Raw genomic sequence first — 12,149 nt, forward strand, 5'->3', positions numbered from 1 at the left:
CGCCACCGTGCGGCGGGGTCGGCCGGTCAGCCGGTCGAGGTCATCCGTCGTCAGCGGCGTTCCGGCGGCGGCGAGGAGCCCACCCACGTGGGCGCCTACCCGCGTACGCATGACCGCGTCGAACCCGTCGGGTTCACGGGTTCTCCGGGCGCGGGCGCCCGCGTCGTTCCCACTCCGAGCGCGTCCGTTCACGGACTCGCGCTGATCACGTGCGGAAGGTTCGGGTGCGGACGGCTCAGGTTCGGGTGGAGCGCTGGACGTGGCGTCCTCCTGGGGTACGGTCCCGGATCAGTCGACCAGCAGGCCGCCGCCGAGGTTCACGGGGCTACCCTCGATGTTACCGGTGATCCCCTTGATGATGCCGGTGCCGTCGGCGCCTCGCAGGCTCCCATACCATTCCGTCGTCGCCTCGACCTCGAATGCATGCGTCTCGAAGCCCCGTTTGCGTGCCCGCAGGACGAGGTCGCCCGCGCGTTCGACACGGATCTTCTCGTATCGACGCAGGGTGTCTTCGACGCCGACCGTGTTCGTCGCGAACGCGATGCCGAGGGCGAACGCGTCCTCCAGTGCCGAGCACGCGCCCTGCCCGATGTCGGGTGCCGTGTTGTGGGCGGCGTCGCCGAGGATCGCGACGCGGCCCTTCGCCCATGTCTGGAACGGCGTGATATCCCAGATCTCCACGCGATTGAGGGATGCCGAGGGGTCGATCGCGTCGAGGAGCGTCTGCACCCCGGGTGCCCACCCGTCGAACGCGGCGCGCAGCGGTGCCGTACCCTCGGACCGGTCGTACGGCAGCCCCGCGGGCTGTGGCACGTCGAACCAGAAGTAGAAGCGATCGCCGGCCACCGGCATGACGGCGGCACGCATGCCGTCGCCGACATATGTCGTCCAGGCGTCCGCACGCCCGATCGAGGTGTCGACGGGAATCAGCCCGTTGAAGTTCGTGTAGCCGGAGTACTCGCGCACGATCGGCGGGGCATCGGTCGGCTGCACGTAGTCGCGCGTGATCGAGCGGGCGCCGTCCGCACCGATCAGCAGGTCTGCCGTGTCGGTGCTGCCGTCGGCGAACGTGGCGGTCACGGTCTCGCCGTCGTCGGCGATCCCGACCATCTTGCTGTTCAGGTGGATGTGCTCCAGCCCGACGCGCTCCATCAGCAGCGCCTGAAGGTCGGCGCGGGCGACCGGGTAGGGCTTCTGCCCCGATTGCGCGGTCACCGGCGCGAGCGAGAAGTCGCACAGCGTCTCACCCGTATGCCCGTCGAGGTATCTCATGTCGGCCATGTCGCCACCGAGAGCCGCGACCTCTGCGCCGAGCCCGAGCCAGTTGAGCACTTTGACGCCGTTCGACCACAGCGACAGGGCCGCACCGACGGGCTTGTTCTCACGCATCCGGTCGTACACGACGACCTCGTGCCCCAATCGCTGCAGCGCGATCGCCGCGCTGGTTCCGCCGATGCCGGCTCCGATGACGATGACCTTCATGGTTCGGATTCCTCTCGCGATGCCGCGTCGCAGGACAGCGGAGCGGCATCACGCTGTCGCCCTGAGCGCGTCCCGGCGTTGCACGGCGGTGAGCCTCCAGTCTCGCGCGTTCCTGTCCTTTCCCAGGGTGACTTCCGGCCAGAACAAATCGCGGCGCTGCCGCGCCGTGGGGGAGAGAATCTGCCCAGGGATGCGAGACTTTCGAGTTCGCTTTTCAGGCGCGCTGCCGCGGGCCTCAGCGCTCCGGATGCACGATGAGCCACTGCGCGACGGCGTCGACCGAGCCCGTGTTGTGGATGCGGTGCGGCCGCGAGCACGGATAGCTGATCGCGTCGCCCGCCCGCAGCACGACGCGCTCGCCGTCGAAGTCGATCGTCAGTTCGCCGGACAGGACCGTGCCGACCTCGTAACCCTCGTGACGGAACATGCCGCTTTCGGGATGTGCCGCCGATCCCGGTGGGTAGGTCGACACGAAGTAGTCGACGCCGGGGGTGCGCCCGGGAGACACTCGACGGAAGATGACGCCGGACTCGAGCGTCATCTCGGTGCCTTGACCGAAACGCTGCAGGGCGAAGCCGGTGAGGTCCTCGGGCATTTCGTCGCGCTGTTCCGGCCCGCCGAACACCTCCGCCAACGGGACGCCGAGCGCATCGGTCATCGCGATCAGGCGCGCGACGCTCGGTTGCAGCACACCACGCTCGATCTGCGACACGGCGCTGGGGGAGATGCCCAGGCGGTGCGCGAGTTCGCGCGCCGAAAGTCCCTGCCGTTGTCGCAGCTGTCGAAGCCGTGAGCCCACCACCGAAGGCGCTTCGGTGACGGCGGAGGGCTTGGGCATGGCCTGAATCCTAATCGCCGTAAGTGAGGGGAAGCTGCGCGGGATCCGACCCCATGAAGGGCCAACTTCACATGAACGTTACAGAGCTGAAACCAGCCCGGTTCGATGAAGGAATAGCTTCACCAGTGAACCACCAGGCCGCGGACTCCACGTCGTGGTCTCCCTGTGCGTCTCCGACCCGGAGCCGTAAAGCCCACCCTGGAAGGTCACTCCCATGTCACCCCAACCTCCCGCGAACACACCGCAGGACATCGTCGAGGCGGCGGGCATGCCCGTCGGCTCCGGCAACATGAAGCCCCACTACGACGAGAACCTCGCCAACGAGGACCTCGCGCCCCTGCGCGAACAGAAGTGGTCCTGGTACAACATCTTCGCCTTCTGGATGTCCGACGTGCACTCCGTCGGCGGCTACGTCACGGCGGGCTCGCTCTTCGCCCTGGGCCTCGCGGCCTGGCAGGTGCTCGTCGCGCTGCTGGTCGGCATCATCATCGTGCAGGTCTTCACCAACCTCGTCGCCAAGCCGAGCCAGAAGACGGGCGTGCCCTACCCCGTCGTCAACCGGTTCCTCTTCGGCATCCGCGGCGCGAACCTCCCCGCGATCATCCGCGGGATGATCGCCATCGCCTGGTACGGCGTGCAGACGTTCCTCGCGGCGGAGTCGCTCAACATCATCTTCCTGAAGTTCTTCCCCGACTTCGCGGTGCCGCTGCTCGACGTGAGCTTCCTCGGCCTGTCGGCGCTCGGCTGGATCAGCTACGGCATTCTGTGGGTCGCGCAGGTCGCGCTGTTCTGGAACGGCATGGAGACCATCCGCCGCTTCATCGACTACGCCGGACCCGCCGTCTACGTCGTGATGATCATCCTCGCCGTGTATCTCGTGGCGCAGGCCGGCATCGGCAACGTCAGCCTCGACCTGTCCGACGGCACGCACGACTTCGACTTCTGGCAGACGGTCGGCGTCATGATCGGCGCCGTCGCGATCGTCGTGGCGTACTTCTCCGGCCCGATGCTCAACTTCGGTGACTTCGCCCGCTACGGGCGCAGCTACAAGGAGGTCAAGAAGGGCAACTTCTGGGGCCTGCCGGTGAACTTCCTGTTCTTCTCGCTGCTCGTCGTCGTCACCGCGTCGGCCACCGTCCCGGTGTTCGGCGAGCTCATCACCGACCCGATCCACACCGTTGAGCGCATCGACCACTGGTTCGCGATCCTGCTGGGCGGGCTCACCTTCGTCACGGCGACGGTCGGCATCAACATCGTCGCGAACTTCATTTCGCCCGCGTTCGACTTCTCGAACGTCGCGCCGAAGAAGATCTCGTGGCGTATGGGCGGCATGATCGCCGCCGTCGGCTCGGTGTTCCTCACCCCGTGGAACTGGTACTCGAACGACACCGCCATCCACTACTCGCTCGGCGTGCTCGCAGCCCTCATCGGCCCGCTGTTCGGCATCCTCATCGCCGGTTACTTCATCGTCGCCAAGCAGCGCATCAAGACCGACGACATGTACACCTTCCGCAAGGACGGCGCGTACTGGTACAAGAACGGCTACAACCCGAACGCCATGTGGACGATCGTGTTCGCCGGCGTTCCGACCGTCCTGCTCGCGGTGTTCCCGAAGCTGTTCGCCGACCTCGGCGTGTTCGACATCGCCTGGATCAGCAACTACACCTGGTTCATCGGCTGCGGTCTGGGCTTCGTCATCCTGCTCGCTCTTGAGCGTCGCAACCCGTTGGTGCCGACGTTCGAGGATGCCGGATCGCCCGGCGTCTCGTACGGCACGATCGACGAGCGCACCGGGTACGACTACGACCCGGCGACCGATGGCGTCACCACGACGCCGCCGGCCGACCCCGACCTCGTTCCGGTGGGATCGCGCGAGTGAGGATCCTCCTCATCAACCCGAACACCTCCCGGGCGATGACCGCGAAGATCGCGGCCGCCGCCCGGGAGGTGGCGGGGCCCGGCCTCGAGATCGTGGCGGTGTGCCCCGATGAGGGACCCGACGCGATCGAGAGCCACTACGACGAGGTCTTCGCGGCGAGGGCCGTCGTCGACCTCGTCGAGGCCGACCTTGCGGTCGGCGGCAGCGATGCCTATGTCATCGCGTGCTTCGGAGATCCGGGACTGGATGCCGCGCGCGAGCTCACGACGGCGCCGGTCATCGGCATCGCGGAGGCGGCGATGCACGTCGCCGTGCTGTCGGGCCGGTCGTTCGGGGTCGTCACGACGCTGGGCCGCACGCTGGGTCGCGCGCGCGATCTGCTGGCGCGGTACGGCATGGAGCGCGCGTGCGTGTCGCTGACCGGGTCCGAGGTACCGGTGCTGGAGCTGGAGGACACCGGCTCCGACGCGTACGAGACCATCGCGACCTGCTGCGAAGACGCCGTCGCCGGCGGGGCCGACGTCGTGGTGCTGGGGTGCGCCGGCATGGCCGACCTGTGCCGCAGCCTCGAGGGCCGCGTCGGTGTGCCGGTGGTCGACGGGGTCGCTGCCGCTGTCGGACTCGCGGCAGGGATGGTGCGCATGGGGGTGGGCACCAGCAAACGCGAGGAGTACGCGCCGCCGCCCCGCCCGCGCACGGCGTTTGTACTGGAATCCGCCCCCGCGCGTTGAGCGACCCTTCGACTCGCTGGGGGCGGCGCCCGGTGCGAAACACGGGGGAAATGCGGCCACGGTAGCTTCTTAAGCCATAGATTCACCCCCCATGAGGAGCGACGTGTCGACATCTCAACTGACCGTCCGCGCGGTGCGCGCCTGGGTCGACGGGGCGTTCCGGCCCGCCGAGGTGCAAGTCGCTGACGGCGTCATCGTCGGCATCGATGAGCCCACCGGCCGGCCGCGCGGTGCCGTGCAGGTGCCCGACGACGCCGTGCTGCTGCCCGGCCTGGTCGACTCGCACGTGCATGTCAACGAGCCGGGACGCACCGAGTGGGAAGGGTTCCGCTCGGCGACGCTCGCCGCCGCAGCGGGTGGTGTCACGACGATCGTCGACATGCCGCTGAACTCCATCCCCCCCACGACAACCGTGGACGCGCTGGAGATCAAGCGCGCGGCGGCCGCGGCATCCGCCTACATCGACGTCGGCTTCTGGGGCGGCGCCGTGCCGGAGAATCTCGGCGCACTGAAGCCGCTGCACGACGCGGGCGTCTACGGTTTCAAGTCGTTCCTCGCCCCGTCCGGCGTCGACGAGTTCGGTCACCTCGATCGCGCACAGCTGGATGCCGCGATGGCCGAGGTCGCTGCGATCGGCTCGCGCCTCATCGTGCACGCCGAGGACCCCGATCTGCTCGGCGAATCCGGAGCGCTCGGCCGCGACTATGCGACTTTCCTCGCCTCACGGCCGCCGGCGAGCGAAGAGTCTGCGATCGCGGCGGTGATCGATGCCGCGCGCCGCCACGGCGCTCGCGCGCACATCCTTCATCTGAGCGATGCCGCGGCTCTCCCCATGATCGCCGCCGCGAAGGCCGACGGCATCGCACTGACGGTCGAGACCTGCCCGCACTACCTCACGATCACCGCCGAGGAGATCCCGGAGGGGGCGAGCGAGTTCAAGTGCTGCCCGCCCATCCGCGAAGCGGGCAACCAGGACCGGCTCTGGGAGGGCATCGTCGATGGCACGATCGACGCGATCGTGAGCGACCACTCCCCTTCCACCGTCGCCCTCAAACGCGGCGGCGACGGTGACTTCGGCCTCGCATGGGGCGGCATCGCGGGCCTGCAGGTGGGCCTGTCGGCGGTGTGGACCGAGGCGCGGCGGCGCGGCATCCCGCTCGAGACGATCCTGCCGCTGTTCACGACGGGCCCTGCGCGCGTGGCGGGATTGACCGGCGTCGGCGAGATCGCCATCGGCGCGCCCGCGCACCTCGGGGTCTTCGGCGTCGACGACCCGCTCCGCATCGACGCGCGAGCGCTTCAGCACCGCAATCCGATCTCGGCATACGATGGCAAAGAGCTCACCGGCCGCGTCCGCCGCACATGGCTCCGCGGCGCGAGCGTGTTCGATGCGAGCGAAGGCGGTGCCGGTGAGGCACCATGGTTCCGTCGCCCGCCGTCCGGGCGTCTCCTGAAGCGAAGGTCTTCGTGACGTGACTCAGACTTTCCCGCCCCCACGGCGCGGCAGCGCCACTGAAATGCCGAACCGAAAGGACGCCTCGTGAGTCAGGTCTCCTTGCCCCAGGGCGCGGCAGCGCCTTCTGAAGAGCTGACGCGAAAGGACGCCTCGTGAGTCAGGTCTCCTTGCCCCAGGGCGCGGCAGCGCCGTCGAGAAAGCATGCGAGAGGCGTGGCGTGAGCGGTGTTCTGCAGCCGGGTATGGGCCCGATCCCCGGCGACCACTATCTCCCTGCGACGCCGGCGACCGTGCTCTGGGGCCGGCTGCCGTGTGAGACGGATGCCGCCGTGCTCACCGTCTCTCCGGGCGAGACGGTCACGTTCGACACCGTAAGCCACGAGGGCATCCTCCCCGATCAGGGGCAGGATCCACTCGGCTTCTTCACGGGGCACGGGGTGGCCGACGACGCGGTGCTGACGGATGCCGTCGAGATCGCGGCATCCGTCCCTCGTGACCCCGACCTCGACGGACCGCACGTCGTCACCGGTCCGGTGTTCGTCGAGGGGGTGCAGCCCGGGGACCTGCTGAAGATCACGGTCGTCTCTCTCGCGCCGCGTGTGCCCTACGGCGTCATCAGCAACCGGCACGGCAAGGGCGCCCTCCCCGGCATCCTGCCCCGCGGTCCCCGCAACGTCAGCGTGTTCACGCCCGTGATCGACGGGCACGGCGCGCTGCCGCTCACGGCGGACGGCGAGCGGGTCGTGACCTTCCCGCTCGCGCCGTTCCTCGGGACGATGGGCGTCGCCGTCGCGGGCACCGAGCGCCCGCACTCCGTGCCGCCGGGCGCGCACGGCGGCAACATCGACATCAACCTGCTCGTCGAGGGGACGGTGCTGTACCTGCCCGTGCAGGTGCCGGGCGCGCTCGCGTACGTCGGCGATCCGCACTTCGCGCAGGGCGACGGCGAGGTCGCGCTGACCGCTCTGGAGGCCTCGCTGCGGGCGACCGTGCGATTCGACGTGGTGCCGCGCGCCGAGGCGCTCGCCGCCTTCGGCGAACTCGCCGGTCCGATGGTGCGCACCTCGGAGTACCTCGTGCCGACCGGGCTGGACCCCGACCTCAACGAAGCGATGCGCAAAGCTGTGCGCGCCGCCCTCGACCTGCTGCAGGCGCGGTACGGCATGGCCGAGGATCTCGCCTATGCGTACCTGTCGGCAGCGACCGACTTCGACATCTCGCAGGTCGTCGACATCGTCTGCGGCGTGCACGCCCGCATCCGCGAGGCCGACTTCGCCGGCGTGAGCCTGGAGGGGCAGGAATGAGCACGATCGTCGGTGATGTCCCCGCAGACCTTCCCGCCGATCTGCGGGCGGCGTTCGAGGCGTACGAGGCGGCGATCCTCGCGAACGACCTCGACACGCTCGACGACATGTTCGCGCCGGGCACCGAGACGATGCGCGGGGATGCCGCGGGCCTGCTCGTCGGACACGACGCGATCAGCGCGTTCCGCGGCGTGCGCGGGGGTGTACCGCCCCGCGTGATCGAGCGCATCGAGTACCGGCCGCTGGGGAGCGGTGTCGCGCTGCTGGTGTCGATCTCGCGCTACGCCGGCGGCGGTACCGGCCTACAGACGCAGGTGTGGCAGCACGTGGACGGCCGCTGGCTCATCACTGCGGCGCACGTCAACGGTCGCGCGCAGGCGCTCGACCGTTCGGTGTGGCGCACGGTGGGCGATCCGCTGTGGCAGGGCGCGTGGGAGGGACCGCTGCGCGGGCTCCACGTCGCCGTGAAGGACCTGTTCGCCATCAAGGGCTACCGCATCGGCGCGGGCAATCCCGCCTTCCTCGACAGCGCCCGCGCCGAGACGACGACGGCGCCGGCCGTGTCGGACCTGCTGCGCGGCGGCGCGTCGCTGCGCGGCATCGCTCGTACCGACGAGTTCGCCTACTCGATCGCCGGCGACAATGCGCACTACGGCACTCCGGCCAACGGCGCGCTCGCGGGAGCCCTTCCCGGCGGGTCGTCGAGCGGACCCGCGACGGCCGTCTCCACGGGTCAGGCCGAGGTGGGATTGGCGACCGACACCGCCGGTTCGGTGCGCGTGCCGGCGTCGTACCAGGGTCTGTGGGGGCTGCGCACGACCCACGGACTCGTGCCGCGCCAGGGCATGCTGCCCCTCGCGCAGAGCTTCGACACCGTCGGGTGGCTCACGCGCGACGGTGCCACGATGCAGCGCGTCGCCGACTGGTGCCTCAGCTACGACGGTTCGGACTCCACCGAGAGCGTCTACGGCGAGTCGGGTGCCGACCTGCCCTGGCGCTTCCTCATTCCCGCCGAGATCGTGGATGCCGTCGAGCCCGCCACGCGCGACGCGTTCGACGAACTGGTGGTGAGGCTCGCGGCATCCGCCGACCCGCCGCAGCTGCGGCGCGTCTCGATCGGTGCGCTCGACGACTACTACGACCCGTTCCGCCAGGTGCAGGCCGCCGAGGCGTGGCGCAACAACGGCGACTGGTTGCGCGCGCACCCCGGTTCGCTCGGTCCCGCTGTCGCGGAGCGCTTCCGCGCTGCCTCACAGATCACCGCCGCGGCCGAGTCAACAGCGCGCGCCACGCTCGCTCCGTTGCGCGAGAAGCTCACGCAACTCGTCTACGGCGACGTGCTACTGCTGCCGACCGTGCCGGGCCCGGCACCCGTCCGCACCGCAAAGGGTGAGAGAGTGGATGCCGTGCGTCAGGCGACGCTGCGCATGACGACCCCCGCGGCCGTTGCGGGGCTGCCGGCCATCTCGGTGCCGCTCATGACGGTGACCTCGTCGCTCGGGCCCGCGCCCGTCGGCGTGTGCCTCATCTCACGGGCGGGCACCGACATCGCACTCGTCCGCCTCGCGCGCGCACTGCACGCGCTCCTCGATGAAAGACCGTCATCATGACCTCCCCCTCCGATCTGGCGGCTCCCGCCGCCGGCGCCTCGACGACCGCCGTGACCCCCAGCATCCTCGCCACCTCCGACATCGCCGGAGACGTCGCCGCAGGCACCGCCGGCATTCCCGGTCCGATCGATCCGCCCGCCCGGCTGCTGATGGGTCCCGGGCCGATCTCGGCGTATCCGAGCGTGCTGCGCGCGATGTCGACGCCGCTCGTCGGCCAGTACGACCCCTTCATGACGGCCGCCATGGCCGAGACGCAGGAGCTGTACCGCGGAGTCTGGAACACCCGCAACGACGCCACGCTGCTGATCGACGGGACGAGCCGCGCGGGCATCGAGGCCGCGATCGTCTCGCTCGTGCGCCCCGGCGACCGCGTGCTCGTGCCGGTGTTCGGCCGGTTCGGGCATCTGCTCGCCGAGATCGCCGAGCGGGCGATGGCCGAGGTTCACACGATCGAGACGGAGTGGGGACAGGTGTTCCCGGCATCCGTCATCGAAGAGGCGATCGTGCGCGTGAAGCCGACCCTCCTCGCGCTCGTGCAGGGCGACACGTCCACGACGATGAACCAGCCGCTCGAGGACATCGGCGCGATCTGCCACCGCCACGGCGTGCTGTTCTACTCCGATGCCACCGCCTCTCTCGGCGGCAACGCGTTCGACGCCGACGCGTGGGAGCTGGATGCCGCGACCGCGGGCCTGCAGAAGTGCCTCGGCGGGCCGTCGGGTTCCTCGCCGATCACGCTGAGCGATCGCGCCGTCGAGGTCGTGACGGCGCGCAAGAAGGTCGAGGCCGGCATTCGCGAGGCGGGCGACCCGTCGGCATCCGACTTCGTGCGCTCGAACTACTTCGATCTCGGGATGATCCTCGACTACTGGGGGCCGCGGCGGCTCAATCACCACACCGAGGCGACGTCGATGCTCTACGCCGCGCGCGAGTGCGCCCGCCTGATGCTCCTGGAGGGCCGCGACGCGGTCATCGAGCGGCACCGGGTGGCCGGCCTCGCGATGCTCCGCGGAGTCGAGGGCCTGGGCCTGTCGGTGTTCGGCGACGTCGCGCACAAGATGAGCAACGTCGTCGCGGTCGAGATCCCCGAGGGCGTACCGGGGGATGCCGCCCGGTCGGCACTGCTGGAGGATTTCGGCATCGAGATCGGCACCTCGTTCGGCCCGCTGCACGGCCGCGTCTGGCGGATCGGGACGATGGGCTACAACGCGCGGAAGGATGCCGTGCTCACGACCCTCGCCGCGCTCGAAGCCGTGCTGCGGCGCTTCGGTGCGGCCGTACCGGCCGGCGGCGGCGTCGAGGCCGCGGTGGATGTCTTCGCGGGGGCGGCGTAGTGGCGGCATCCCCTCTGGCGCCTTTGCTCAAGGCTCCGCCCGACGCGATCGCAGCGGCGGCGCGGCGCGTCATGGCGCGCTGCGACGAGTTGGCGCGTGTCTCCGCCGCGCCGGGGCGGATCGAGCGCGTGTACCTCTCGCCCGAGCACGCTCGCGTCAACCGGCTCGCCGCCGAGTGGATGCGCGAGCTCGGTATGACGACCTGGCAGGATGCCGCCGGCAACCAGGTCGGCCGCATCGAGCCCGTCACGGCGGCCGACGGCGGCGCCCTCATGCTCGGTTCGCACCTCGACACCGTGCTCGATGCCGGCCGCTACGACGGCATCGCCGGCGTGCTCATCGCCCTCGAGGTCGTCCGGCTGCTGCGCGTGCAGACCGACGCGGGGTGGCGCGTACCGCTGCCGTTCGCGATCGAGGTCATCGCGTTCTCCGACGAGGAGGGCACCCGGTTCGGCAAGGCGCTCCTGGGCTCGTCGGCGGCCGCCGGAACCTGGAACGACGCGTGGTGGACCTTGACGGATGCCCACGGCGTGAGCCTGCGGCAGGCGTTCCTGGAGTTCGGGCTCGACCCGTCCCGGGTGGGCGAGGCGGCGCGGCGCCCCGAGGAGCTCGTCGGCTACCTCGAGGCGCACATCGAGCAGGGTCCTGAGCTCGACCGCTCCGCCGAGCCGCTCGCCGTCGTGTCGTCCATCGCATCGGCACGCCGGTTCCAGCTCGTGGTGGAGGGCGAGGCGCGGCACGCCGGCGGCACGCCGTACGACATGCGACGCGACGCGCTGTTGGGAGCCAGTGAGGCGGCGCTCGCGGTCGAGCGGGTCTGCGCGGGCGAGCATCACATCATCGGCACGGTGGGGCAGTTCGACGCGTTCCCTGGGGCGGTGAACATCATCCCCGGTGAGGTGCGGTTCTCGCTCGACCTGCGCGGGGAGTACGACGGATCGCGCGACCGGGTGTGGGACGAACTGTCACGCGACCTCGACGCGATCATGGGCCGTCGCGGCCTGCGCTGGAGCGCCCGCGAGGTCCACAGTGCGCCCGCCGTGTTCTGCGCCCCGCTGCTGCAGGACGTGATCCGCGTCGGCATCCGCTCCACTCTCCCTGTCCGCTCCGACGAACCCCCGGTGATCTTCAGCCGCGCCGGGCACGACGGCATGGCGCTCGGCGCGATCACCGATGTCGGCATGCTGTTCCTGCGCAATCCCGACGGCATCAGCCACCACCCCGACGAGGCCGTGTCGGCCGGGGATGTGGCCCACGGCATCCGGGCGCTCGCCGAATCCGTGCTGCACCTGGCGGCCGAGCCCCGCTGATGCGAGAGCCCCGCCTCCTGAGGCGGGTTTTCTCGCCCCGCGGCACGCAAGGCAGCGCCCCGCGAGCCGCTATCTTCCGACCGAGCCGCTACGTTTCGACGCGTCGTTTCGTAGCGGCTCGGTCTAGACGTAGCGGCTCGGCGAAGTGGGCGCGGTGTGCGCCCGGGCAGTGAGCGGGGCGCGCGGCGGTGGCAGCGGGCAGTGGC

9 protein-coding genes are annotated in these 12,149 nt (G+C 70.1%); 7 read left to right on the plus strand and 2 right to left on the minus strand.

Going from position 1 to position 12,149, the window contains the following annotated elements:
* Positions 1-288 precede the first annotated feature (288 nt).
* Both hpxO and WBP48_RS09175 read right to left on the minus strand, forming a co-directional pair.
* Positions 289-1,515 (minus strand): FAD-dependent urate hydroxylase HpxO, encoded by a 1,227-nt coding sequence (hpxO, locus tag WBP48_RS09170; protein ID WP_424439324.1) that lies wholly within the window; start codon positions 1,513-1,515, stop codon positions 289-291.
* A gap of 202 nt (positions 1,516-1,717) precedes the next feature.
* Positions 1,718-2,320: a helix-turn-helix domain-containing protein gene (locus WBP48_RS09175; RefSeq protein ID WP_424439306.1), complete on the minus strand. Its 603-nt coding sequence runs from the start codon at positions 2,318-2,320 to the stop codon at positions 1,718-1,720.
* A gap of 214 nt (positions 2,321-2,534) precedes the next feature.
* Between WBP48_RS09175 and WBP48_RS09180 the strand changes: the two genes are divergently transcribed.
* The 7 genes from WBP48_RS09180 to WBP48_RS09210 all read left to right on the plus strand — a co-directional run bounded on the left by WBP48_RS09180 (position 2,535) and on the right by WBP48_RS09210 (position 11,943).
* Positions 2,535-4,199: an NCS1 family nucleobase:cation symporter-1 gene (locus WBP48_RS09180; RefSeq protein WP_424439309.1), complete on the plus strand. Its 1,665-nt coding sequence runs from the start codon at positions 2,535-2,537 to the stop codon at positions 4,197-4,199.
* A complete protein-coding gene (locus WBP48_RS09185; RefSeq protein WP_424439312.1) occupies positions 4,196-4,930 on the plus strand; it encodes an aspartate/glutamate racemase family protein in 735 nt (244 codons plus the stop codon). Before WBP48_RS09180 ends, WBP48_RS09185 begins: the two co-directional genes overlap by 4 nt.
* Positions 4,931-5,021: 91 nt before the next feature.
* Positions 5,022-6,401, plus strand: a complete 1,380-nt coding sequence (allB, locus tag WBP48_RS09190) for an allantoinase AllB (protein ID WP_424439315.1) — start codon at positions 5,022-5,024, stop codon at positions 6,399-6,401.
* A 226-nt stretch (positions 6,402-6,627) separates the two neighbouring features.
* Positions 6,628-7,689: an acetamidase/formamidase family protein gene (locus WBP48_RS09195; RefSeq protein WP_424439327.1), complete on the plus strand. Its 1,062-nt coding sequence runs from the start codon at positions 6,628-6,630 to the stop codon at positions 7,687-7,689.
* Entirely contained in the window at positions 7,686-9,299 is a 1,614-nt protein-coding gene (locus WBP48_RS09200; RefSeq protein ID WP_424439318.1) for an AtzH-like domain-containing protein, read from the plus strand. The genes WBP48_RS09195 and WBP48_RS09200 overlap by 4 nt, the downstream gene beginning before the upstream one ends.
* 149 nt (positions 9,300-9,448) lie before the next feature.
* The gene (locus tag WBP48_RS09205; RefSeq protein WP_424439330.1) at positions 9,449-10,633 is read left to right on the plus strand and encodes a pyridoxal-phosphate-dependent aminotransferase family protein; all 1,185 of its coding nucleotides are present in this window, start codon (positions 9,449-9,451) and stop codon (positions 10,631-10,633) included.
* Entirely contained in the window at positions 10,633-11,943 is a 1,311-nt protein-coding gene (locus tag WBP48_RS09210; RefSeq protein WP_424439321.1) for an allantoate amidohydrolase, read from the plus strand. The genes WBP48_RS09205 and WBP48_RS09210 overlap by 1 nt, the downstream gene beginning before the upstream one ends.
* The last annotated feature ends 206 nt before the right edge of the window (positions 11,944-12,149 follow it).

This window comes from Microbacterium sp., from assembly GCF_049661145.1.
GTDB lineage: Bacteria > Actinomycetota > Actinomycetes > Actinomycetales > Microbacteriaceae > Microbacterium.